Origin of the sequence: Arthrobacter sp. 24S4-2 (assembly GCF_005280255.1) — a bacterium.
GTDB lineage: Bacteria > Actinomycetota > Actinomycetes > Actinomycetales > Micrococcaceae > Arthrobacter.
The window spans coordinates 566,382-591,698 of the sequence record NZ_CP040018.1; the positions used below are offsets into that span (position 1 = coordinate 566,382).

Here is a 25,317-nt window from a genome sequence, read left to right on the forward strand (position 1 = left end):
TAGCATCTGAAGCTCGTGTCGGCACCTGCCGCATTTCATTGGGGGATTTGTTGTGGTTTCTTTCGGAATTTTGGGAATTCTTTACTCGGCCGTTCTGATCGCTATTACCGCTCTGGCTGTTTATGCCTTGGTGCTGGTCGTCATCTTTCTACGCCTCCGCATCCGGGAGCTGAAGGCGTCGCAATCCCCGGACCCGGGCAACGGGGGCAGCGGCCCGGGCAACGGCGCCTAAGCCCGCGGATGAAACGGGCTGTGATTCTTGGCGGTACTGGCGTTCTCGGCCGGGCCATGGCTTGGCGGCTCATCAAAGCCGGCTGGGCTGTGGACGTGACGGGCCGGGACCGGGACAGGATGCCGAAGGGGCTAACGGCTGCCGGGGCCCGGTTCATCACCTCGGAACGGCGTGAACCTGCAGCGCTCGCCGGGGCAATTGGTGCCGGAGCGGATCTTCTCGTAGATGCAGTGTGCTTCACCGAGACGGATGCGCGGCAGCTCCTTCCGCACCTGCCTGATGTGAGCTCGGCTGTGATGCTTTCGAGTAAAGCGGTCTATATCGATTCCGCCGGCAACCACGTGAACTCCGACGTCGCGCCGCGCTTTGATACTGCTGTCACCGAAAGCAACCCCACAATGGAACCCGGCGCCGGAGACTATGACTCCCCGGAAGGATACGGAGCAAACAAAGTCGCCGCCGAGCGCGCCCTGCTGGACAGCGGCCACCCGGTGACGGTAATCCGAGCGTCAAAGGTCCACGGTGAAGGTGCAAGCAGGCCACGGGAATGGATGTTCGTCAAGCGCATCCTCGATGGGCGGCCCGCGGTATTCTTGGCCGGTGCTGGCAAAGGCGGGGACCACACGACGGCGGCGGTCAACACCGCCGCCCTGGTGGAACGCGTTGCCGCCGTACCAGGGGCACGCGTCCTCAACAGCGCCGATCCCGACGCGCCGAACGCCCAAGGCATCGCACGCACAATCGCCGAATACCTCGGCCACGAATGGGATGAAGTCCTGCTGGACAGCAGCGCCCCTGCTGGTCTCGGTGACCACCCGTGGAACTTCCGTCCGCCGCTGGTCCTGAGTACTGCGGCCTCCCTGGAACTGGGCTATGAACCCGTAGGGTGCTACGCGGAAACCATTCCGCACCAAATCGACTGGCTTATCAGCGCGGCAGCCTCGAATGCAGTTCCAGGGCAGGGCGATCCATTCTTCAATCATTACCTCAACTATGAGCTGGAAGAGGGATACCTTCGCCGGAAGTAACCTCGATTGTGCTGCCCGGCTGACCGCCGGGCATGTTCCGTCTCCTGTCCGGTTGCCTATGATGCAGGGGTTAGCCAGAAGCCGACCACTGATCCGGCACCGGCGTCGATGGTCCTGCGAAATCCCTGGGCAAGGACCCGGCCGTCTTCCAGGTCTAGTTTCATGCTCGCCGTAGTTCCGCAGTTCAAGTCCAACTCCTGACTGATTCCACCTCGACGATCTGTCTGGGAGACAACGAGCGTGGCCTTAGGAGTGCCGATGCACGCAGCCGTGACCGTATACGAACCTTGTCCTACTGCCGTGCCTGTTTTTCGGAACCCGCTGCCAGCGAGACCGCCCGCCCCGGTCAGGACGACCCCGCCGGGCCGTGGGCCCAAGAGTATGTCCAGTTCGCGCAGGTTCTTCGCTTCGTCTTTGGCGAGGTTCGGGGCGGCAGCCGGCGGGGGAGGAGGGGCCGGGCGGGACGATCTGGCCGGGGCCGCCGTCGGATCCGGAATGTCGTCTGCGTATTCACACCCGGTGATGACGGCGCCCGAGCAGACTACAGCCAGCATCAGCGCGGCATGCCCGATCCAGTGTCTTCCCCCCATTCGTGACATGACCGACGCCTACCGCCCGGGGCTTTCGCGCAGCGGCCACGGACTCCACCCTCCGGCCATGTCCCTTAGCCGGATCTCGGCGTCCCGGAGGCGGGCGGCGGCCACGGGCCCAGGTTCGCCCCGCCCACTTTCAGAGCCGGAACCGTCGACAGCGGTCAGCGCGTACTCGCACCACCGCCGGCTGCCCGCCGGGTAACGCTCACTGTATCCGCCGGCCGCAACGGCAAGCACCAGCATCTCCATCCGGTCCGCCGCTGTCTCAGCCGTCTCGTCGCAGGCATCGCAACCGCACACCGGAAACGGGAAGTCATGCAGCACACCGGCGTGGACCATGACTCCCGGATACGAGGTCAGCACAAACGTCAGACGCGCTGCGCCGCGACCTCGGGGCGTTACCCGCACAGCTTCCACCACGTTCCGGGCCACCCCCAGCAGCTCCTTTGCATGGACCGGATCCGTGTCGACGTCCACATCGTAGGCCGCAGCCAGATGATCGATAAGGGCCAGGGCGACGGTGTGAAGCCCGCCGAACCGTTCCGGGTGGCTGTCCACGCTGTATGAATCAGGAGCGGGACCGTCGGGATCCCACCGCTGGCCGTAGGGAATAGGTTCGCCGTTGGGGGAGTAATAGGTCATTGCCGGCAGTGGCGGCCGGAGGTAGAGGGGCAGTCTGGCCGTCGGGGGTACCGGCACGGGCCGGACGGCCGGCGTACTGTCCACCTCTTCCTGTGCCCACTCGGACAGTGCGGAAACAAGCCCCCGGACCGATCCGTCGTGGGCACCTCGCAGGCCTTCTACAAGTCGGTCAGTCTCGAACTGCCTGACCCGGTTTCCGACCAATCGGGAACCGTCTTCGTAGGCCGCCCAGTGGGCATCCGGCCTCAGCCGGGCGATGGCGTTTCCGGTGAAAATTGCTGCCGCAGCGGCGAGGGCGTCACGTTCAATCTCCGGGCCCACCTCGCGGAGGAACCAAATGAGCCGCTCAATATCCGAAGCCAGATCTTCGGCAGGCACACCGCGCGCGGAGCAGAAGTCGATGAACGGCGCATAGCCTCCGGCATGCCTGACCTTGGCCGAGGGGCCGGACCCCTGTTGGTAGAGCGCGCTGCCGCGCGGCACGGGCGCCGGCAAACCGGTTGGCTCCCCTTCGAACAGTTCCTCTATGGTCCCCATACCGGGATCCTAGTCCTTTGTGGTGCCGGCGATGTCCTGCCGGGCGCCGGAAGCTTACCGGGGCGCCATGCCTCAACACACAACAGCCCCTCCGAAACTTTCGTTTCAGAGGGGCTGTTGTGCTGGTACAGGGTGGCCCGGCTGTGCGCCGGAGCCGTTACCCTAAGCCTTAGAGAGGGCGGATGTTTTCTGCCTGCGGGCCCTTGGGGCCCTGGGTCACATCGAATTCGACCTTCTGGTTCTCATCCAGTGAACGGTAACCGCTGCTCGCGATCGCCGAATAGTGGGCGAAAACGTCAGCTGATCCGTCATCGGGGGCAATGAAGCCAAAACCCTTTTCGGCGTTGAACCATTTAACTGTGCCTGTTGCCATGGCTGCATTCCTTTATGTGACTCTGATTCTCTCCGCGGACACAACGGCCCGCGGAGCGGAGAACGTCCCCCGCTGTCCCCAACGTACGGGGCAGACGCCCCGGGTGCAAGGGTATAAGTGCTCTTTCGCCTCATAGTCCGGGGATCGTGCCCATATTTCCGGCAGCGTTCCGCCGCGGAATGACGCGGGGACGCTGGGCGGACTGCCTCCCGGCGCTCGCGGATCGCCGCCCCAAATTCTTCGTAACATAGGCGCACTGGCCCGGCTGTTGCGGACCAGGGCAAGGAACTCACCACGTTACGGTCCCGGACGCCCCGTCCACCGTGACGGTCTGGCCGTCATGCAGCCTCGACGTCGCATCAACGACGCCGACGACGGCGGGGATCCCGTATTCGCGGGCCACCACAGCCCCGTGGGAGATCACTCCGCCCATCTCCATCACCAGGGCGCCGGCGGTCATGAACAATGGCGTCCAGCCGGGGTCGGTGGAGGGAGCAACCAGGATTTCCCCGGGTTCCAGATGGGCGCCCACCGGGTTCATGACCACCCTGACCCTCCCGGTGGCCGTACCGGCAGAGGCGGGCGTCCCGGCCAGCCCGGCCGCGGCGGACTGGGGGAGCGCTGCGGTTTTCGCCAGGAAGGCGGCCTCGACGTCGGTGCCGTCCGAGAGCAGCAGGCGCGGTATGCGCCGTCGCCGCAGTTCAACGTCGTACAGCCGACGGCGGTCGCTGACCATGCCCTTCAGGTCCGCCCCGCGCAGTCCCACGAGCACCTCGTCGAAGTCCAGGAAAAACACGTCGGCGGCGGAAGCGACGGCACCGGAACGCGCGAGTTCGGCACCGACGGCAGCGAGTTGCCGGTGCATCTCGGCAAGGACCATCACGATGTAGAACTTGGGCAGCTCGCGGAGGCCGGCCAGCTGTCGCGCCCTCCGGAGGCAGAGCCCCACCAGCCACCCGCGCAGCCGGCTTCTGGTGCCCGCACGCTCAACCAGGTCCTGGACCCGCGCCTCCGCATGATCCGCTGCCCGGGCAAACTGGCGGTCCGGCGCCTGTTCCGGGTCTTCAACCCTGAGGTAGTTGGAGATCATTCCCAGCAGGTGGTCCGGTTCCTCGGACCACCGGGGCATCCCCAGGTCGATCTCCGCCACGGCGCGGTGGCCGTACTCTGCCAGGAATGTCCCGAGCCCGGCCTGGGCAGCTCCGGGCAGCGTGCCCGCCCTGTACCGGGCGGCCAGCTCGCTGGGGCTGTGCTGCAGGAAGGCACCGCGCACCTCGGGATCCTGTCCCAGCGAAACCGCCAGCTGCCACAGTTCAAGGTCCATGATGGTGGTCACGTTATGTGGCAGCCCGCGCAGGACAGCCTCCAGCTCGCGCGGCTTGGCAATTCCGCGCAGCAGCCGGCGCGCCAGGGCCAGCATGAGGTACCCGACCGCCGGGCCGGGCAGCGTGGCCTGCATCAGCCCGTCAACCGTTCCGTCCAGGACATCCCGCGCGTGCTGGAGGCGACTGGCCGGAGTCGCCGGATCGGGCAGCCTCAGCCGGGCTTCGAGCCGTTCTTGGAACTTCCGCGCCCTGCGCAGTTCCGCGTCGGGCCGCAGTGCGGCACGGACCAGGGCCGGAATGAGCTTGACGGCCAGGGCACGGCTCTGGGCTTGTTCAGTCCCCCCGCTTCGCTTCCTGCGGGCGCCCGAGGCTTCCTTCCTGCCAGGCTTCCTACGGTGAGACCGGACGATGCCGAACCTTGGGTCTTCAAGTATTGCGGGCAAAATGGCTGCCGACCTCCCGTCCGCCAGCGGGATCATCCTCAGCAGTGCCCGGCGGCCGGATTTACTGCGCACGATCGGCGTCAGGTCGACGTACATCCGCAGCCCGGGGTTGGCGTATTTCCACGGGCCGTTGTCGTTTCTCATGAGGCCCAAAACGGACAGTCCCATCGGAGTGATGGGGCGGGTGAGACCCTGAAGCAGCGTGCCGCACAGGTAGATGCGCGGCTCCGTCCCGGCGGCCGGGTCCGTTCCGGCGGCCGGCTCCGGCAGCGGATACAGCGTGGTGATGGGCCGGGACTGCGTGAGCCAGGTTTTGCCTTCAGCGTCGATCACCCATTCCACGTCCTGGGGCGCCCCAAGGAGGCGCTGGGCGTCATCGCCCAGGGAGGTCAGCTCGCGAATCTGTGTGTGGGCCAGGCTCCGTCCCCGGTCCGGCGGAGATTGCAGGATCCGGCCCGTGGCGGTTTCCACCACGAAGTGGTCGGGGTTCACCGCTCCCGAGACCACCGCCTGGCCCGCCCCCGGGCTGGCATCAATCACCGTCTCCGTGCGCGTGCCGGTCACGGGATTGGCGGTGAACAGCACTCCGGCCATGCCGGCGTCCACCATTTGTTGAATCACGACGGCGAGGCTCACCTCGCCGTGGCTGATCCCGTTCGCGGCGCGGTAGGCGACGGCCCGGTCCGTCCACAGCGACGCCCAGCACCGCCGGACCGCCGCCAGGACGGCGTCGGCCCCGACGACGTCCAGGAACGAGTCCTGCTGGCCAGCGAAACTGGCGAAGGGCAGGTCCTCGGCAGTGGCTGACGAGCGCACGGCCACGGGCCGGGCACCCAGCGCCGCATAGGCTCCGCGGATGGCGGCCTCAACGTCGGGAGGGACCGGCGCAGCCGCCACGGCGTCGCGGGCGCGCCGGGCCAGATCATCCCGCTCTTCTGCCCGGTGGCTGGCCGTGATGTTCAAGCCGTCCGGGCTGCCCGGGGCGTCCGCGGTGTTCAGGCCGTCCAGGGCGTCCAGCCGGGCCACCATGCCATCAAGTTCTGGTGGCGCGGCCATCCGGTAGGCGGCTGTTGTCAGGCAGAAACCGGACGGCACGGGAAAGCCCGCTGCGGTAAGCCTGCCGAGATTCAGGGCCTTCCCGCCCACCAGCGCCAGGGACGCTGAACCCGTTTGGGCCAGCTCCACAACCAGGTTCCCGGGGACCCCGGCGGAAATGTCCGGGGCGGCAGGGCTTGTGGAACCCATCGTCGGGCTTCTACGGGTTATCCGTGGTGTCTCCGGTGTCCTCCCACAACACGTCCAGGTTGCGGAAGACCGGAGGCGCGTCGCAGAGGGCCGCCATCTTGGCAGCGAAATCCGAGGTTTCCGGACGGCTGGAATTTTCCATGGCCGATTCGTAGGAATCGAAGTGGACGATGGTGTAATACGTCCCGGGCCTGTCACGGTCAGCAGTGGCCACAATCTGCCGGAACGTGGGCGCGGTGCTTCCCTCGGTCCTTGACGGACGGCCCAGTTCTTCTATCTCCTGGATCCGGGAGGTCTGGAATTCGATGATCTGCACAAAACCGGCCATGACGGCTCCTCGACGGCGGTGGATGCTGATGCGGATCAGGCTAGACCCCGGGCCGGTGCGGCGCAACAGGTAGAAGTGCCCTACCTTGGCGGGGCCGTGCCGGGTGCCACGGCGCGGGTACTTCCCCGGACCGCGCGGTTGCGCCCCAGCGACTTGGCCCGGTACAGGGCGGCGTCCGCAGTGGCGATCAGCTCGTCAAGACCGGACGCGTCGTCGCCGATGGGAGCAATGCCGTAGCTCGCCGTGGGCATCCGGGCGCCGCCGGGACCGTGGACCGTCCCCAGCTGCCGGTTGATCTCCGTGGCGATGGCTTCGGCGCCGTCCGCATTGGCGCCGGGCAGGAGAAAGATGAATTCCTCGCCCCCGTAGCGTCCCACCAGGTCCGTTGACCGGACCGTGGCGTTGCAGGCGGAGGCGAAGGACTGCAGCGCCACGTCCCCGCGGCGTGGCCGTAGGTATCGTTGACCACCTTGAAATGGTCGAGGTCGGCAAGGATCAGGGACCCCGAGGCCCGGTTTTGCTGCAGGCGCTGGAGCTCATCCGAGGCCAGCTCCAGGAAGGCCGCCCGGTTGAGCAGGCCCGTCAGGCCGTCCTGCGTGGCCACGGCCCTCAGCGCGCGCGTCTGCTGCTCGCTGCTGAGTGCCGCCATGCTGAAAGACACCACCACCAGCAGCACCATGGTGACCAGCGTGGTTACGGCGGACCCGAAATAGCCCGCAAAGAGCGGCCCGCCGGGGCCCTCGAAGATGAACACCACCATCCGGCAAAAGTAGTACGCGGCAAATATTCCGGCCGTCAGGGCAAGAGGTATGCGGACGCGGGAGTAGCCCGGTTCGAGCCGCCACAGTTCCCGGGCGGCGAGACCGATCATCAGGCTCATGGCGCCCAGGAACACTGCTCCTCCGGGCCAGATGTTCACTGCAGGATGGTCCACCGCCGCCGCCACCGTGCTGACGGCCGGAGCAGCGGCCAATTGCCACCATTTGGGCGTAGCCGCCCTGAGCGAACGGGCACCGGCCCAGACACTGGCTGAGCCCGTAACGGCCAGGCAGTTGCCCAGCGGGTTCGCCCACACCTGATGGACTGTTCCGTTGAGAAGGTACGCAGCGGATCCCGCGAGGAAGAGCGTCAGGGCAACGCACCACCAGGCGCTGTAGGCGGACCGGGTGGTCCGGTACGCCGCGAAGTAGAACAGGAGGGCAAGGGTGAATGCGACCACGGCGAAGGCAACCCTGAGGGTTAAGGTGTCGAGGTGCATTCGGATTCCCCCAGTTCGCGATCATGCGAAATCCCGGACCAGGCCCGGAACCAGTGCATGCGTGGACTTAGTATCCCATCCGTAGGCGCCGGCGCCAGCTCCGCAATCGGTTAAGCGGTGCGGCAATCCGGCCGGGTCAGGGGGTGTGCAGCACCTTGATGGCGCGCCGTTCGTCCATGGCCTTGTAGGCTTCCGGTGCTTCCTCCAGGGGCATCACGGAATCGAACACCCGGCCGGGATTGATGTTTCCGGCCAGCACATCCGCAGCAGTTCCGGGATGTAGGTCCGGGCGGGCGCCATCCCGCCTGCGATGGAAACGTTGGTGTCGAAGAGGTAGCGCAGCGGGGCTTCCGCGCCGCCGGTGGGGACGCCCACAAAACCCAGGGCGCCTCCCGGGCGGACGCAGTGCAGGGCCTGTTCCATGGACTCCTTGGTGCCCACGCATTCCAGCACGGAGTCGGCCAGCACGCCGCCGAGAAGCTCGCGGACCCTGGTTGCGCCGGCGTCGCCCCGTTCCTCCACGATGTCGGTGGCCCCGAATTCGCGGGCGATCGCCTGTCGGTCCGCGTGGCGGGACATCGCGATGATCCGCTCCGCCCCGAGCCGCTTGGCTGCCAGTACGCCGCACAGCCCGACGGCGCCGTCGCCCACCACTACAACGGTGCGGCCGGGTCCCACCTTCGCGGACAGCGCCGCGTGGTGGCCGGTGGCCATGACATCGGACAGCGTCAGCAGGTTCGCCGTGAGAGCGGCGTCCGGGTCACTGACGCCCGGAACCTTGACCAGGGTGCTGTCCGCCCGCGGAACCCGGACGGCCTGGCCCTGGCCGCCGTCGATCTTGTGGCCGGTGTCATCCTTCCCGCCCCAACCGGCCAGATAGTCGCACGCGACGGTGACGCCATTGAGGCACTGCGGGCACTTGCCGCAGCTGACCACGAAGGGTGCGATCACGAAGTCGCCCTCCGCCAGCCCGGTCACGTCGTCGCCGACGCTTTCCACCACGCCGACGAATTCGTGGCCGATTGCGGACGGTTTGTGGGTTGGCTTGACGCCGCGGTACGGCCACAGGTCCGAGCCACAGACGCACGATGCGGTTACTTTCACCACAACATCGGTGGGTAGCTGGATGGTGGGGTAGTCACGGTCTTCGACCCTGATGTCTCCAGGGCCGTGGATGATGGTGGCGCGCATGAGGGCTCCTTCGAACGAGTGCTGGGCCAGGACTGAGTCTAAACCCGGCTCAAGCGCCTGGTCATTCCTCCGGGCTGGTCCCCTCCCGGCCACGAAGCAGTTCCAAGGCACCTGCGGCTGCCTCCCTCCGACGGGTCGAGGCGAGCCCCAGGTGATAGAGGTGAAGCTCGGTGCAGCCTCCGTCCAGCAGCGCCTTCCATTCCTGCGAGAGGGCACGGCTATCTGCGGACTTCGGTGGCAGCGCGAGCACGTAGGCGCCGGTTGCGGCCGCTGGCGCGTCGCTCCGGAAGGACCTGAGCGCTGCGGTGCTGTCCGTCGTGGCGCCCCAGCACGGGAGCACCGCTGTCGCGCCCGGAAAGCTGTCCCACAGTTTGCTTCGCTCCAGCGCGCGCAGGGGCGCGAACGGCCCGGTGGCCCAAGGGTCCGGGGAGGCATGGATCGAAAGCCGGACGTCCGGCCGTGCTGCTGCCTCCGCCAGGACACTGTCCAGGAGCCTGGCAGTGGCATCCCACCGGCATTCCAGGAGCGGCACGAACCCGTCTGCCACACCGCCCGCTCCCAGTTCCAGACGGTGATCCTCACCGGACCCCGTGGAAACGGACAGCACCGCGGATCTGACTTTCGCTGCCATGTCGCCGGCATCCATGCCCCGGCGTCCGTACCCGCAGCGGCAGGCATCGCAGAAGCAAAGGGAGAGCAGGGCCTGGACCCAGGGCGAATAGTCCGCCCCCTCGGTCTTTTCATGCTGGTTCTGGTGGCTGAAGCCGAGTGGCCCGGCTGCCTCAAGCACCAGGCCGTCCGGATTTCCGTGCCGGAGCACCTGGCCCACGATCATGCGCGAGTAATTCCGGACGGCCTCGTTCGAGGGGCACAAGGCATGGAGGTAGTTTTCCCCAAAGGCGTTGCGGACGCACAACTGCGGATGCCTTGCGCCCAGGGAGCTGGAGTGGGTCAGCACTGTCCAGGCATCCACCGGGACACCTGCGGCCCGCAGCTCCCGGGCAGCTTCGCCAAAGGCGTCACTTGTTCCCGTCCAGCCTGTGCCCTCGGCGGGAACCAGGCACTGGCCCTCCCAGGCGTCGGTCACCGGGACATACAGGGCCGCCGTGCGGGCGTCCACAACGCGGCGGCGGGGGTGGCGGGGTGTTGCTGCCCGCACCGAGTGATAGGAAGCAGCCAGGGCAACCCGGTCCACGCCCATTGCAGCGACGTCCCCTGCGGCGCCGGGATCATCCAACACGTCCCAGGGGTAGAGGTAGCCGGTGACGCTGACTCTCGGATTTTTCACCAGCGCGGAAGGTCCGCTGTGTAATCCGGGACGAACTTCTGCATGTAGCCGGTGTCGTCCCTCGCCGTCATGCCGGCGTCAAGGTATTGCTGGTGGAGTTCTCCCAGCTTCTCCCGGTCCAGCTGGACGCCCAGTCCCGGACCGGACGGGACCTTGACGCTGCCGTCAACGAATCGCAGGGCGCCCGGTTTCACGACGTCGTTGTGGCCGTTCCACGGATAATGCGTATCGCAGGCGTAGGTAAGCGCGGGGGTCGAGGCGGCGACGTGCACCATGGCTGCCAGGCTGATTCCCAGGTGCGAGTTGGAGTGCATCGACAGGCCGATCCCGAACGTCTGGCAAATCGCTCCGAGTTCACGGGTATGCCGCAGGCCTCCCCAGTAATGGTGATCGCCGAGGATGACCTGCACCGCGCCGAGTTCAACGCTGCGCTTGATGTGGTCAAAAGCCACCACGCACATGTTGGTGGCCAGCGGCATGCCGGCGGTCGCGGCCACCTCCGCCATGCCGTCAAGGCCTGGAGTGGGGTCCTCGAGGTATTCAAGTAGCCCCGACGTTTCCTGGGCTACCCAGCGCGAGGTTTCCACGGTCCAGGCCGTGTTGGGGTCGAGCCGCAGCGGCAGCCCGGGGAAGGCCTGGCGAAGCGCCTTGATTGCTTCGATTTCCTGGTCGGGCGGAAATACGCCGCCCTTGAGTTTGATCGATTTGAAGCCGTACTCGGAGATCATCTTGCGGGCCTGCAGGACGATGCCCTCCGGGTCCAGGGCTTCACCCCATTCGTCGGAAATGGCGGGCTTTCCGTCCAAGGCCGGATGTTCCGCCCACTTGTAAAAGAGGTAAGCGCTGAAGGGAACCTCGTCCCGGACCGTGCCGCCCAGTAGTTCGCTGACGCTCCTGCCCGTTGCATGGCCCTGGATATCCAGCGCCGCTACTTCGAAGGCGGAGAACACGGCGGCCCGCTCAAACACTGAGGGCTCAGCAGCGAGCGCTTCATTGATGAGCAGCTCCATAAGGGTGGTATCGAAGACGCTCGCGCCTGTGATGGCCCTTGCCCCGACTGCCAGGTTCACCAGCCGGCTCTGCCCGCCGGCGCACTCGCCCAGGCCGAGCAGGCCGTTTGCGGTGCGGATCTCGATCACTACCCGGTGGACCAGCGGTTCATGGACGCCGACGGCGTTGAGCAGCGGTGGATCGGAGAAGGCGATGGGGGTGATGGTGATGTCAGTGATCTTGAGGTCCGCGGCTGTGGGAGTGCTGATGGCCTGGAAAGTGGTACTGGTGTTCATTGAGCTTCTTTCGGGGAAGGTAGGGGACTAGGCTGCCGCGACGGCGGAGCCTATCCCTTGGTGGCGCCGGAGGTGATGCCGCGAATCATGGATCGTTGCAGGAGGAGGTACACCAGCAGGCTGGGGATCATGGCCATCACCGCGCCGGCAACCAGGACTCCGGGACCAACTGTTGTGTCGTTGCGAAGCACGGAGAGTGCCACGGTGAGCGTGTAGTCACTGGGATCGTTGGCCGCGATCAGGGGGAGCAGGTACTGGTCCCACACCATCATGAAACCGAAGATTCCAATCACGCCCAGCGCGGGCTTGCAGAGCGGCAGGATGATGGTGAAAAGCATCCGGAATTCGCCCACGCCGTCCAGCCTGGCGGCCTCCTCGATTTCACCGGGGATCTCCTTCATGAACTCGCTCATGATGAAGATCGAAAACCCCCAGATGCCCACCGGCAGGATGACGGCCAGGACGCTGCCCTTCAGGCTGATGCCAAGCAACGGCAGGTCGCCAAGGACCAGGGATAGCGGGATACCGATGACTTCTTCCGGCAGCATCATGGTCATGAGGACCAGCAGCAGCACCAGGGCCTGGCCGCGGAATTTCTTCCGGCTCAGGCTGTACGCCGCGAACACCGAGACCGTCATCTGAAGCAGCAGTCCGCCGCCCGCGATGACCAGCGAGTTCAGCAGGTAGCCCCAGAGGCCCTGTTGCTGCGCCACCTCGAAGTTCTGCAGGGTGAAGGTCTTCGGCAGCAGCGAAATTTCCGTGGGGCTGGAGTTCCGGTCGAAAGCCGCCGAGATGATAGCCACGAACGGCAGGGCGAAGATGCAGAACACCAGGATGCAGAGGGCGATTCGCAGGGCCATGTTGGCGCCGAACTGCGGCGACCAGCCAATCGCTGTATCAAACCGGGCTGACGGGGACGGCCGGCGCCCGGGAGCAGCCGTTGTGCGGGTCAGGGTCATCGATCGGCCTTCCGTTTGGCAAGGTACTGGGTTCCGACTGTCAGCAGCAGCGTGACAACCAGCAGAAGCACGGCGGCAGCTGACGCGACGCCGATGTCGTTGCGCTGGAACCCGAGCGAGTACATCCGGGTCATCCAGACTTCGGTGGATCCTGCAGGGCCGCCGCCGGTGAGCACGTACACTTCCGTGAAGCTGCGCAGGCTCCGGATCGCGGCGAGGGTAAGGACGATGACCAGCGAGGGGCGCAGCGCAGGCAGGGTGATGTAGCGCAGCCTCTGCCAGACAGTGGCTCCGTCAACGCCCGCTGATTCGTAGAGGGAGCGGTCCACCCCGGTCAGCCCTGCCAGGATGATCACCATGTTGTACGGGGCGCCGCTCCAGATTCCCACCACCGCGATGGACCACAGCGCAGTGTCGGTGCCGTTGAGGAACTGCAGCGGACCCAGACCCAGCCAGCCGAGGATGGAGTTCAGCGGCCCGTCGGCAGTGGGAAAATACAGGATCCGCCAGATTTCGCCCACCACGGCCAGGGCGGTGACGACGGGAAGGAAGATGGCCGTCCGAAGGAACCAGAGTGAACGCGCCTGGCCCTCCAGAAGCAGTGCCAGCACGAACCCCACCAGTAATGCGCCCAAGGTCTGGGTGACACCGAGGAATATGGTGTGGCCCAGGGCCTCCATGAAGCGCTGGTCACCGAGGACCTTGGCATAGTTCTCGAAGCCCACGAAAACGTCCCCAAGGAACGGCTGGACCTTGAAGAGGCTCAGTCGGACGCCCTCGAACATCGGGATGAACTTGAAATACAGGCCAAGCGCTGCAGCCGGCACCAGGAACAGCCAGACGGCGAGCGCCTGTTTGCTGCCCCTGCGCTTCCGGGAGCTTCCTGCCGCCTTGGGGGCGGGAGGCGCCGGCCGGGAAACCGGGGTTTTCGTCGGAGTTGCTGTCATGACTTGGCGTTCTGGCTGTTCAGTTCGTCATTGATGGCCGTGTCCAGTGCCTGCAGGCCGGAGGTAACGTTGTCCGCAGGGCAGTCGGCCACGATTTTGTTCAGCGCCTCAGCCGCGGCCTGCCGGAACGGGACGAAGTTGATGGCCGACGGGAAGGCCTTGGACGACGATTTCAGCGCCTCCTGCACCACTGACCAGCGCGGATCCTTGTAGACGGCGGCAGCATCGACGTCGGAATTCACCGGCACGCGGACGATCGGCTGCTTGCCGGCTGTCATGCCGGCCTTCTGGCCGTCCTCGGAAACCAGGTAGTCGATGACCTGCTTGGTCTGGTCCTTCTTGCCGTTGCTGGCCGTGACGTAGATGTTCTCGCCCTCGGCCAGCACAGTGTTGTCCTTTGAGCCCTTGGGGGCTTCGACGACCTCGTAGGCGTCCTTGCCGGGAGTCTTGTCGAACGACGAGAAGTTGTAGGGACCGGTGAGGATGATGCCGGCCTTGCCGGTCTGGAAGAACGGGGAGGCGACGCTGGTTGCTGCGGTCAGAGCGCCTGGCTGCGTGTTTCCGGGAGTGCAGAACTGCTGCTTGATCCAGCTGACGCCAGCACGGGTTTCCGGGGAGGAAGCGCTGGACGAATACTTTCCGTTGCCCTCGTCCTTCAGGTAGCTGCCGCCGTCCTGCCAGATGTACGAGGAAGCCCACCAGCCCAGGTATCCGCGTTCGGTGGAGCCGGGAACGGCCATGCCGTAGGTGTCCGCCTGGCCGTTGCCGTCCGGGTCCTGGGTGGCGAAGGCCGTGGCGAGCTTCGCCAGGTCCTCCAGCGTCTTGGGGACGGGAAGCCCCAGCTTTTCGCGCCAGTCCTTGCGGATCATGGTGACCATGGTCTGGCGGGAGAACGGAACTCCGTAGCTCGCTCCGTCCAGGCCTTCGGTCTCCTTCCACAGGGAATCGGCAATGCGGTCATTGCCGGTCACCGAGGACTTGTCGATCTTCTGGAGGTAGCCCTGCGCTGTGTAGTTCCCCAGTGCAGCGGAGTCGTTGATGACGATGTCCGGCAGCTTCTTGGAGGCCGCGCGGGTCTGCAGTTGCTGGTCCAGGTCCGGAACCCCCTGGAAATTAACCTGAACGCCGGTCTTCGCCGTGAATTCCTTAAACATGGCGGAGTAGGTGGTGGTGGCGTCGGTGCCGGCGCGCGCCCACACCTCGATGGGCTGGCCGTCGTCAGTGGCGGCCGGGGCTGATGACCCGCCTGCGCAGCCGGTCAGTGCAGCCGCTGAGGCAATGGACAGGGCCACGGCAACCCGTGCTCGAAACCTGATCTTGGAATCCACTTTGATTCTCCCTTTTTACATATGTAAATGAGTGTTACTATGTGAAACATACTTCATGAGAGTATGATCGGGATCACAGGCTGTCAATATCGGGAGGAAGAAATGTCAGCAGAGTCGAAGCCGACCACCATTGCTGTGACGGGTGGCGCCGGAATGATGGCTACCCTGCTGCGTCCGTACCTGAGGAACGCCGGTTACGCGGTGCGGCTGATCGACATTGCAGAGCCCGCCAGCCTGGCCCCTAACGAATGCGCGCTGATCGGATCAGTGGATGACAGTGCATTCATGACAGCGGCCCTGGCGGACGTGGACGGCGTGGTCCATCTCGGCGGTATCCACCGGGAAAAGCCTTGGGGCGATATCGTCCGGACCAACATCACCGGGACCCAGGTGACACTGGAAGCGGCGCGGAGCAACGGCGTCGGCAGGGTCCTGCTCGCAAGTTCGACCCACGCCGTCGGGTTCACTTCCACGGCGGAGGCCGCAGGGGACCGTGCGCTGCCGCCGCGGCCGGACACGTTCTACGGCGTGAGCAAGGCGGCCATGGAAGCATTGGGAGGCCTCTATGCGGATAAGTTCGGCATGAAGGTGGTCAGCGCACGGATCGGGACCGGAGGCGAACGGCCGGGCAACACCAGGGGCCTGTCCTCGTGGCTTTCGCCCGGGGACTCGTTTCGCCTCGTGGAGGCCACCCTCAGCGAAAAAGGGGCGCCGGGGCACCATGTTGTCTGGGCGGTTTCAAACAACACGAGGGGCTGGGCGGACCTGTCGGCGGGAAAGCGCATAGGCTTCGAGCCTCTGGACGATGCGGAAGACTACGCTGACCAAATCCCCGCGGCTTCAGTTCCAGCAGACTGGGACGGCCTGCTGGGCGGCTTCTGGGCCAGTTCAAGCCACCGTCTCGGTGTGGACAATTATCCTGAGCTTGAGCCGAAGTGAACGGACCAGGTTAGCGGAGTGGGGGAGATGAACGCAGTGATGAAGCCGGCAAATGCCGCGCCAGCCATGCCGGCCGGGGCAGCAGGAGACGTGAAGCTGGTCAAATCGGCCGAAAGAACAATCGCCATTTTGGAGATGCTTGCGTCGGCACCGAAACCGCTGACTACAGCCGAGATCTACAAGCAGACCGGCTACCCGCGTTCGAGCCTGCACTGGCTGCTGCTGACCTTGCTTGAACTGAACTGGATCGAGCAGAGCCCCGAAGGCGGATACCGGATCGGCACGCACGCCTTGCTGTGCGGAACGGCGTACCTGGACAGGGACCCGGTCATGGAACACGTCTCCGGCGTACTCGAAAAAGTTCGGAACGCCACCACGTTCACAACGCACTATGCGCGGCTGGACCGTTCGGACGTCATCTACCTGGCCACACGGCAGGCCGTGGATCGCCGGCGCCTTTCGTCCCGGGTGGGGCGCAAGCTTCCTGCGCAGGTGACGGCCCTGGGCAAGGCTATCCTGGCCGAACTGACTGACGCTGAAGTGAGGGACAGGCTTGGTGAGGGACCCTACCCTCTGCTCACCCCGAACTCGGTGCCGGATCTCGCGGCGCTCCAAACCGAGCTCGCAGATTTCCGCAAGACGGGCTATTCACTCGAACGCGAGCAAAACACGGTGGGACTCTGCTGCGTTGGAATCGTGGTTCCGTATCGGATCCCCGGCACGGATGCGATTAGCTGCTCGATTCCCACGGAGCTGGCAACCGAGCAGCTGCTCAGCGACGTCGTCGACACCCTGAAGGATGCCGCGGCCGAGCTGGCGGCGACGCTTCGGGGGGCCGGAATCCGCTAGCGCATCCCCTCGCGGCGTATCGCGGTGGCGGTCGCGGCGGCCCGGGTCTCCACCCCGAGCTAGGCGTAGATGTGGGCCGGGTGCGTCTTCACCGTGGCCTCGGAGATGAACAGGCGCTGGCCGAGTTCACGGTTGCTGAGGCCCTCGATCAGGAGGCTCAGCAGCTCCGCCTGGCGCGGCGTGAGGATCTCATCCGGGTTCCTTAGCTATGGAAGAGCCGCGAAGCCACCGGGGCGCTCATCACGCTCCTGCCCTGGACGGCGCCGCGGATGGCAGAGAATAGCCGGCGCTGTTCGGTGGCGTCCTGGTCGATGCGGTCGTATATCAGCGTCAGCATGACGCCCACGGCCAGCCGTCCCAGGAGCGTGGCAATGTCGCTGCCGCCGAAGAACAGCCGCCATCGCTGCCGGGACCGGGAAGCAGGTCCTGAACCACCACTCCACCACCCACCCGGGTGGCCGTCCAGGCCCCGAATAGTCCACCCGGTCAGGTGGTTGCGGGCCACTCCGGCTGCTGAGCCACACTGAGGTCAGTCCTCAATGTGGCTTGGATCACAGTCGCATGTTGAGGAATCCGCCGCTGGTGTCACCGCGCCTCAACATACAAAGGAGTATCAATGGAACGGCTCATTAACATCGACAACGGTGGGACGCTGACCGATATCTGTGTCTGGGACGGTGAGAATTTTTCGTTCACGAAGACTCTCACCACGCCCTTTGACCTCTCCCAGTGTCTCTTCGACGGCATGGCCAAAGCTTCCAAGGAAATCTTCGGCGAAGAGGATCTCCCCGGGCTTCTGCACTCAACCCGTCACATCCGGTACTCCACTACCCAGGGAACCAATGCCCTCGTGGAGCGCAAGGGTCCCCGGATCGGCATCCTCACTGACAGCCCCGCACTGGCCGGCGAACTCCGCGACGGCGAGGCGGCGGCAGAGCTGTTCGAAGACCTCGTCGGCACCCGGGTGGCAGTCATCAACGCTGACCAGGACGTGGAGGAGCTCTCCCAGGACATCGTCAAGCATGTCAACCGGCTGACGACCGACGGCGCCGCACGGCTTGTCATCGCCCTGGCGGACCGCAACAAGGAGAAGGCCGTCAAAGGCGTCCTGCTCCGGAAGTTCCCCCGCCACCTGCTGGGTTCGGTACCCATGCTGTTCTCGTGGGAATTCACGCCCGACACCGTGCAGGCCCGCAGGGTGTGGTCCGGAATCATCAACTCCTTCCTGCATCCCACCATGGAGCGGTTCCTCTACAACACCGAGCACCGGCTGCGCGACCACAAGGTCAAGAACCCGCTCCTCATCTACCGCAATGACGGAGCATCATCACGGGTGGCCAAGTCCGTCGCGTTGAAGACCTACTCCTCCGGCCCCCGCGGCGGGCTGGAAGGAACCAAGGCCCTCTCGGAGGCGTATGGACTCGCACACGTTCTGATGATCGACGTCGGCGGCACCACCACGGACGTCGGCTCGGTGAAGAACTCGGCCATCTCGACGGATCGCCGGGGCTCCATCCAGGGAGTTCCGGTGTCATTCGAGATGAGCAACGTCCACTCCAGCGGCGTGGGAGGCAGTTCCGTCATCGCCGTCCGCCACGGCGTCATCACCGTCGGCCCCGAGAGCGTCGGGGCTGCACCGGGGCCTGCTTGTTTTGGTTTTGGGGGCAAGCAGGCCACCATCACGGACGTCAATCTGCTGCTCGGCGTGCTGGATCCGGACACCTACCTCGATGGAGGTTTCAGCCTGGACGCGGAACGCTCCCGCGCCGTCATCACCGAAGTCATCGCCGAACCTTTGGGGATCACCCTGAATGACGCCCTGATCCGGATGGAGGCCGCCTACTTCGAACGCATGTCGCAGTCCTTCGCTGCCGACGTCGAGGATGCGGACGCCACAACAGTTGCTGCGTTCGGAGGTGCCGGACCGATGAGCGCCTGTGGTGCCGCACGGATCGCAGGAGTCCGCCGTGTCCTGGTGCCCAAGATGGCCGCTGTCTTCTCAGCCTTCGGAATCGGCTTTTCCGACATTGCGCAGACCTACGAGGCGAACGTCGCGGGAATGGACGCGGAAAACTTCGGCGCAACCAAGGAGACGCTGCTGGCCCGGGCCACCCGGGACATGTTCCAGGAGGGCCACGACATCGGCGAATGCCGGCTCGAGTGGAACGTGGTGCTGGAAGACGCCGAAGGCCAGCTGGTTTCGGAACTGCCGTACCTGGCGTCCGATCCGCAGCCCGGCACCAGCGAACACAACACCATGCTGACCCTGACCGCCCGGTACGAACTGCCGCACGCATCGATCAGGCGGGCCGAATCGGTGGCGAAGTCGCCCGCCGTCGCCGCCTCCACGCGAAAAGTCCGCTCCGCCGTGGACAAGGTGGACGAAGTTCAGGTCTTCGAGCTGGACAGCCAAACGGCCGGGGCATCGGCCGCGGGCCCCGCAATCGTCGAAGGCCCCTACTTCACGGCCCGCGTGCCGCACGGCTGGGTCTTCGACGTGACGGTCTCCGGTGACCTCATGCTCACAGACACCCTCCAGAAGTGACCCCATACAACCAGCAAGAAAACAGGTGAGACACGCTATGCGAATTCCAATGACGGAATATCTGATCATCGATCTCGACACCGAGCGGTGGAACTGCAAGGTATGCGACCAGGACCTCGGCGACGCCAGAGGCAACTACAAGGAGGGGACACTCGTCTACGACCGGGACCCCACCGAAATCCACCAGTCGATCCTGGATCCGGAGAAGTACGAGTTCACGTTCGCTCCGGACCCCACTTTCTGCCGGATTCTGGAGTTCTACTGCCCGGGTTGCGGGACACAGCTGGAAACCGAGTACGTACCGCCGGGACACCCGCCCACAGTGGACATGCTGTGGGACATCGACTCGCTCCGCGAAACGTGGATCAAGCGGGGCACCAAGCCTGAGACCGTCATCAACTACGGACCCGGCGAAGAGGCCGTTGCCGATTTCACCCCGGCCCTCGGCTCATACAACACCCACAACCATTCCCCCCATTCGTTCAGCTAGTACTTGGAATAAAGGAGACCACTGGTCATGAAACGAATCTCCGTCGACATCGGCGGCACATTTACCGACTGCTTCTTTGCCTGGGACGACCAATACGTTGAAGCAAAGGCGCTCACAACGCACCACAACCTGGCCCAGGGCTTCAATGAAGCACTCGACCTCGCCTGCTCCCGCGCCGGACTGGACCGGGACCTTGTCCTGAAGGAAGTCGATTCCGTCCGCTATGCCACCACCCTCGGCACCAACGCCCTGATCGAAGGTAAAGGTCCGCGTGTGGGGGCACTGGTCACCCACGGCTTCGAGGACACCATCCCGCTTTCCCGCGGCCGTGGCTACGGCGAAGGCCTGGATCCTTCCAAGCAGCAGAACATGCCTGACGCCACCCGCCCTGATCCGCTCGTGCCCCGCGCCCTGATCCGGTCGGTGAAGGAGCGAATCAACTCAGCCGGCAAGGTGGTCGTATCGCTAATGGAAGACGATGTCCGTATCCAGGTGCGGGAACTCGTCGACGCCGGGGCGGAAGCGATCGTGGTCTCCCTGGTCAACTCGACCGAAAACCCCGTTCATGAGCAGCAGATCCTGGAGATCATCCTGGACGAGTACCCGGCGCACGAGCTCGGGGCGATCCCCGTCCTGCTGGGAAGCCAGGTGTCGGGCCGTAAAGGCGAGTACGTCCGTGCGACGTCGACGATCGTGGACGCGTTCCTGCACGAGATCATGTTCCACGCGCTGGGACAGCTGTCCAACAACCTGCGCACGTCCGGTTACGACAAGCCCATGCTGGTGATCCACAACTCGGGCGGTATGGCGCAGTCCAACTCGACGGATGCCCTGCAGACCATCCACTCCGGTCCCATCGCCGGCGTGGGCGCTGCCCAGCACCTGGCTGACAGCACCGGTCTGGGAAACGTGATTTCGACGGACATGGGCGGCACGTCCTTCGACATCGGACTGGTCCCGGAAGGCGGCGTCAAGCACTACGACTTCCAGCCGACAATCGGCCGCTGGCTGGTATCGGTTCCCATGATCCACCTGCTGACGCTGGGTGCAGGTGGCGGTTCGATTGCCAGTTATGACCGCATCCACCACGCAGTCCAGATCGGGCCGGAATCAGCAGGCTCGGATCCGGGCCCCGCGTGCTACGACCGCGGCGGCCTCCGCCCTACAGTCACGGACGCCGACCTGGTCCTCGGGTATCTGGATCCGGACAACTACGCCAACGGCTACATCAAGCTGAACAAGAAGCGTTCCGCCTACGCAATCGACGAGGTCCTCGCTGATGACCTGAACATGGACACCATCCAGGTGGCCAAGATCATCAAGAATGCTGTCGACGAGCAGATGGCGATCGGAATGGCCAAAGAACTGCGGGTCCGGGGATACCTTCCGGAAGACTTCACCATGCTGGCCTATGGCGGCAACGGCCCCCTGCACGCCTGCGGCATCGCCGATCACGCCGGCATCCGCAGGATCCTTGCACCGCCGTTCTCCTCGGTATTCTCGGCCTGCGGCGCCGGCAACATGAAACCCCTGCACATCCACGAACGCGGCTCCCATGTGGTGCTGTACAACCCCACGGACCGCAGCCTCTACCAAAGCTACGACGAACTGAACAATGTCATCCAGGAGCTGGAAGCCAAGGGCAAGGAAGACCTGATCCGCCAGGGGTACGACGCCGCCGACATCCGCTACAGCCTCGAAATGGACATGCGCTACGGAAACCAGCTGGTGACTACGGCCGTTGTTTTCGACATCAACCGCGTGAACGGCGTCGCCGACGTGCTTCACCTGATCCGGACGTTCTCGGATATCTATGGCAAGCGCTACGGTGCCGGCAGCCAGGCTCCCGAGGCCGGCATCCGGGCCCAGACCGTGCGGGTGTCGTCCTATGTGGACGGGGACGTGGTCAAGTTTGATTCGATCGACTCCGGGCATGACAGGACCATGCCCAGCCCGGTCGGCACCCGGCAGGTCCACTTCGTGAAGATCGACGGGGCCGTCGACACTCCGGTGTACGACGCCGAGGCCCTCCACCACCAACACGTCATCCATGGACCGGCCATCGTCACCACGGAAAACACCACGTACCTGGTTGAACCGGGCTGGCGCCTGGAACCGACTTCGCAAGGAGCCGTGTGGTTCCTCAAAGACTGATCCCGTGCCTCACGGATCCCCTCCAGACCTTCCAGCTACTCCCATTGAAGGAGCTCGACAGCAATGACGCTTACAGCAAATGAACCCAGCACGTCCGGCCCAGCCGGAGAAGTTTCCCAGCCGCTGACTGCCCAGGAGCAGCAGTGGGTGGACCAGTTCATGGACGAAACAACCCTCTTCCTCGGCCCGGACCCGGCCATCATGCGAAGCCACCAGATCACGTCCCGCTCCGCCTACGAGGAAGAGTGCATCTCCAAGGGCGTGGACCCCATCAAGGTGGACCGCATCCGTAAGCGCCTGGCCGGCGCCCTGGATGAGGGCTACGAAATGTGCGAGGCCATGGGTGCCGCTCCCGGTGCCAAATGGGGGGACCTGACGACGGCGATCTACACCGCCGAAGGGGACGTCACTTACCTGTCATGCCATGGCGTGATCGCGTTCTCGGCGATCCTGCACCACCCGATCCGCTACATCATGAAGTACTGGAAGGACGAGCCGACGGTGGGGATCAACCCCGGCGACGGATTCATCCACAACGATGCCCGGTACGGAAACGTCCACAACACGGACCAGTCCATGATCATGCCGATCTTCCGCGAGGGAAAGATCATCGCCTGGGTCGCCGCGACCATTCACGAAGGCGAAAACGGGGCGTGCGAGCCCGGCGGAATGCCGTCAGGCTCCGAGACCCCGTTCGACGACGGGCTCCGGATGTCCCCGTTCAAGATCGTGGAAAAGGGTGATCTGCGCCGGGACCTGCTGACGTTCCTGCAGCACTCGGTCCGTGACCCCAAGCTGCAACTGGCTGACCTCAAGGTCAAGATCGGTGCCGTCCAGCGCATCCAGGAACGCGTCGACAGCATCATCGACGAAGTGGGAGTGGAGACCTTCGTCGCTGCCCTGCGGGTCACCGTCGAAGACGTGGAGCAGGAAGTCAAGCGCCGCATCAGCGAACTCCCGGACGGGACCGTGTCCTTCAACCAGTTCATGGACTCCACGCTCAAGGAGAACATCCTGATCAAATTCGCCTGTAAGGTGACGGTCAAGGGTGACAAAATGACGGTGGACCTCAGGGGCACGGGGCCCGAAATCCTCAACCGGGCCATCAACTCCCCGCTGTGCTCGGTCAAGTCGATGATGATGCAGGCGATCCTGGCGTTCTGGTGGCCGGACCTGCCCCGCTGCACCTCGGCGATGTCGCCCATCGACATCATCTCGGACGAACACACCTGGGCCGACGCTGGTTACGATGCCCCGATGGGGCAGTCGCTGCAGGCCTCGTTCCGGGGATTCTCTGCCCTTCAGACAGCCTTCGCCAAGATGCAGTTCTCCAACCCGGAGAAGTTCTCCAATGTCCTGGCTCCGTGGTTCAACCAGATCAACACCTTCCTGTGGGGAGGCCTGACCCAGCACGGCGACCAGGTGGGAAACCTGTGTGCCGACCTCAACGGCATGGGCGGCGGCGCCAAGGCATTCCGCGACGGTGAAGACGCCGTCTCGCCGTTGTTCTGTGCCATGGCTGACACCGCTGAACAGGAAGTCATGGAAGAGGAAGTTCCTTTCATGCAGCTGGTCAGCAAGCGGATCGTCCGCGACAACCAGGGCTTCGGCAAGAACAGCGGCGGCATGGGCTACGAGATGATCGTCGCCGCCGAGGGAACGCCGATGTGGGGCTTCATGACCGTCACCTCGGGATCCAAGTTCTCGTCGGTCACGGGAATGTTCGGCGGCTACGGCTGCAGCACCACGCCGCTGGCCATGGTCAAGGGCATCAACATCTACGACGTGATCCGCAAGGACTCCAGCAAATTCGATTTGTCCATGGAACGGATCATGAACGAGCAGCCCTACGAGGGCGGTAAGTACACCACTTCACATATGGGACTGCAGTTCGACGTCGCCAAGGATGGCGAGATGTACATGATCGCCCAGGGCTCCGGCGGGGGCTACGGCGACGTTCTGGAACGTGATCCGGAGGCGGTGGCCAAGGACCTGGAACTCGGCCGCATTTCACCGAAGGTCGCCACCAGCATCTACGGCGTCGTCTGGGATCCCGAAACCTTCGTGGTGGACCAGGAAGCAACCGCCCGGTTGCGCCACGACTCACGGCAGGCCCGGATCGCCCGCGGCAAGCCGTACAAGGAGTTCCTTGAAGGCTACGTGAAATCCGAGCCACCGAAGGACCTGCTCTACTACGGGTCCTGGGGCGACGACACGGAGGAGCTCACCGCCACCCACTTCACCAACAACGGACCGGAACGGGTCAAAGCGACCATCGACAAGCTGCCGCTGATCATGCTTCCGGACCGCAGGGAAGTCAAGATCAGCGCACTGGAGGACCGGATCCGCGAGCTCGAACTGAAGCACGGGGAAGTTGTCCACCGTAAGTCCTAGCCCGTTATGGCACGTCCCGGCCCGGGGCGCAGCAACTCACGAAGCCTTCAGCGCCGCATCCCCCATCCAGGACGGTGCGGCGCTGAAGGCCGCTATCAGCCACAGTATGGAGAAAGACGTCATGACCACTTCCACCGCCACCACCCTCGCCAACGTTGTTGCCTCCCCTCCGTCGGGGCGGCCGAAAGCCGTAGTGTTCGACCACCACGAGTACGCAGCTTCCGTGATTCTTCGCGGCCGGCCCGTCCCTTGGGACAACGCCACGGCGTATGCGGCCTTCTTCGCCCAGGCACAGGGGCTGCTCCGGCCGGACGTGGCGCTCCTGGACCTGGACCGGTTGTACGGTCACCTGCAGACCGGCAACACCAGGCTCGAGACCGCCATGGCGGCCAGGTCCCGGACGGGGTTTGCGCTGAGGACTTTGCTGGGGGACGAGGACCTCAACCGGGCGGTGCTGGACTTCGTTACCGTGTTCGCCAAGACAGCCCGCCAGCCTGTGGTGCTGCGCATCCCGTCGCCGATGAGGTGGCTGATGGCAACGCACCGATTCTCGGGCGCGGATGACTCCAGCGGCCTCGACGCCGACAACGCCGAGAATGCCTCCATGTATGTCAGTGACTGGCTGCGGGCGTTCGCGGGGCTGCCCGTCGCGGGACTTTTGCTGGACAACCGAACGCCTGCCGGCGCCTCACGCGGCGTGCACGTTCCGCTGGAGGCCTACACTCCGATTGCCAATCTGGCCGGCAACTACCGTTGGACGCTGGGGCAGCTCGACGACGACCGGGCGCGCCTGCATGGGAACGCTGCGGTTGGCGCCTACATTCCTGCAGGGTTCTGGCTGGAGTCGGACGTCGAACTCCCGGCCGGGGACTTCTACCTGGGCGAGATCCCTGGCGCCGCTTCGCCGGAGGGCGTCCTGGCCAGACTGGAAACCCTAGGGTAA

General features: G+C 64.9%; 17 protein-coding genes and 3 pseudogenes. 8 read left to right on the top strand and 12 right to left on the bottom strand.

Annotation, left to right across the window (positions count from 1 at the left end):
• Nucleotides 1-252: 252 nt before the first annotated feature.
• Nucleotides 253-1,260 (top strand): NAD-dependent epimerase/dehydratase family protein, encoded by a 1,008-nt coding sequence (locus FCN77_RS02750; RefSeq protein ID WP_254678823.1) that lies wholly within the window; start codon nt 253-255, stop codon nt 1,258-1,260.
• A gap of 608 nt (nt 1,261-1,868) precedes the next feature.
• Here FCN77_RS02750 and FCN77_RS02755 read toward each other — a convergent pair.
• The 11 genes and pseudogenes from FCN77_RS02755 to FCN77_RS02805 form a co-directional block, all read right to left on the bottom strand.
• Nucleotides 1,869-3,032: a DUF6226 family protein gene (locus tag FCN77_RS02755; protein ID WP_137321018.1), complete on the bottom strand. Its 1,164-nt coding sequence runs from the start codon at nt 3,030-3,032 to the stop codon at nt 1,869-1,871.
• 169 nt (nt 3,033-3,201) lie between these two features.
• The gene (locus FCN77_RS02760) at nt 3,202-3,405 is read right to left on the bottom strand and encodes a cold-shock protein (RefSeq protein WP_013599688.1); all 204 of its coding nucleotides are present in this window, start codon (nt 3,403-3,405) and stop codon (nt 3,202-3,204) included.
• Between the two features lie 289 nt (nt 3,406-3,694).
• Nucleotides 3,695-6,418 (bottom strand): PEP/pyruvate-binding domain-containing protein, encoded by a 2,724-nt coding sequence (locus FCN77_RS02765; RefSeq protein WP_137321019.1) that lies wholly within the window; start codon nt 6,416-6,418, stop codon nt 3,695-3,697.
• 10 nt (nt 6,419-6,428) lie between these two features.
• On the bottom strand, nt 6,429-6,746 hold the full coding sequence (locus FCN77_RS02770; RefSeq protein WP_137321020.1) for a hypothetical protein: 318 nt from the start codon (nt 6,744-6,746) through the stop codon (nt 6,429-6,431).
• An 80-nt stretch (nt 6,747-6,826) separates the two neighbouring features.
• Nucleotides 6,827-8,004, bottom strand: a pseudogene (locus FCN77_RS02775) (diguanylate cyclase).
• A gap of 136 nt (nt 8,005-8,140) precedes the next feature.
• Nucleotides 8,141-9,195 (bottom strand): annotated as a pseudogene (locus FCN77_RS02780) (zinc-dependent alcohol dehydrogenase family protein).
• 61 nt (nt 9,196-9,256) lie between these two features.
• A complete protein-coding gene (locus FCN77_RS02785; protein WP_137321021.1) occupies nt 9,257-10,483 on the bottom strand; it encodes a hypothetical protein in 1,227 nt (408 codons plus the stop codon).
• Complete coding sequence (locus FCN77_RS02790; protein WP_137321022.1) at nt 10,480-11,769, bottom strand: glucarate dehydratase family protein; 1,290 nt, start codon at nt 11,767-11,769, stop codon at nt 10,480-10,482. The genes FCN77_RS02785 and FCN77_RS02790 overlap by 4 nt, the downstream gene beginning before the upstream one ends.
• 50 nt (nt 11,770-11,819) lie before the next feature.
• Nucleotides 11,820-12,728 carry a carbohydrate ABC transporter permease gene (locus tag FCN77_RS02795; RefSeq protein ID WP_137321023.1) on the bottom strand — a complete coding sequence of 303 codons (909 nt, stop codon included), beginning with the start codon at nt 12,726-12,728 and terminating at the stop codon, nt 11,820-11,822.
• Entirely contained in the window at nt 12,725-13,675 is a 951-nt protein-coding gene (locus FCN77_RS02800) for a carbohydrate ABC transporter permease (protein WP_137321024.1), read from the bottom strand. The genes FCN77_RS02795 and FCN77_RS02800 overlap by 4 nt, the downstream gene beginning before the upstream one ends.
• Nucleotides 13,672-15,003: an ABC transporter substrate-binding protein gene (locus FCN77_RS02805; protein ID WP_137321025.1), complete on the bottom strand. Its 1,332-nt coding sequence runs from the start codon at nt 15,001-15,003 to the stop codon at nt 13,672-13,674. The genes FCN77_RS02800 and FCN77_RS02805 overlap by 4 nt, the downstream gene beginning before the upstream one ends.
• 102 nt (nt 15,004-15,105) lie before the next feature.
• On the opposite strand from FCN77_RS02805, the gene FCN77_RS02810 reads away from it, so the two are divergent.
• Together FCN77_RS02810 and FCN77_RS02815 are read left to right on the top strand one after the other, a co-directional pair.
• Entirely contained in the window at nt 15,106-15,942 is an 837-nt protein-coding gene (locus tag FCN77_RS02810) for an NAD(P)-dependent oxidoreductase (protein ID WP_137321026.1), read from the top strand.
• Between the two features lie 39 nt (nt 15,943-15,981).
• Entirely contained in the window at nt 15,982-16,791 is an 810-nt protein-coding gene (locus tag FCN77_RS02815; RefSeq protein WP_137324612.1) for an IclR family transcriptional regulator, read from the top strand.
• On the opposite strand, the pseudogene FCN77_RS02820 reads toward FCN77_RS02815, so the two are convergent.
• A pseudogene (locus tag FCN77_RS02820) lies at nt 16,788-17,074 on the bottom strand (response regulator transcription factor); the annotation flags it as partial. The gene FCN77_RS02815 and the pseudogene FCN77_RS02820 sit on opposite strands and share 4 nt — an antisense overlap.
• A 333-nt stretch (nt 17,075-17,407) precedes the next feature.
• Here FCN77_RS02820 and FCN77_RS02825 point away from each other — a divergent pair.
• From FCN77_RS02825 to FCN77_RS02845, 5 genes are all read left to right on the top strand, one after another.
• Nucleotides 17,408-19,336: a hydantoinase/oxoprolinase family protein gene (locus FCN77_RS02825; RefSeq protein ID WP_137321027.1), complete on the top strand. Its 1,929-nt coding sequence runs from the start codon at nt 17,408-17,410 to the stop codon at nt 19,334-19,336.
• A 49-nt stretch (nt 19,337-19,385) separates the two neighbouring features.
• On the top strand, nt 19,386-19,826 hold the full coding sequence (locus FCN77_RS02830; RefSeq protein WP_254678824.1) for an acetone carboxylase subunit gamma: 441 nt from the start codon (nt 19,386-19,388) through the stop codon (nt 19,824-19,826).
• 27 nt (nt 19,827-19,853) lie between these two features.
• Entirely contained in the window at nt 19,854-21,980 is a 2,127-nt protein-coding gene (locus FCN77_RS02835; protein WP_137321029.1) for a hydantoinase/oxoprolinase family protein, read from the top strand.
• 63 nt (nt 21,981-22,043) lie between these two features.
• On the top strand, nt 22,044-24,374 hold the full coding sequence (locus FCN77_RS02840; protein WP_137321030.1) for a hydantoinase B/oxoprolinase family protein: 2,331 nt from the start codon (nt 22,044-22,046) through the stop codon (nt 24,372-24,374).
• Nucleotides 24,375-24,495: 121 nt separating this feature from the next.
• Nucleotides 24,496-25,317 (top strand): hypothetical protein, encoded by an 822-nt coding sequence (locus FCN77_RS02845; protein WP_137321031.1) that lies wholly within the window; start codon nt 24,496-24,498, stop codon nt 25,315-25,317.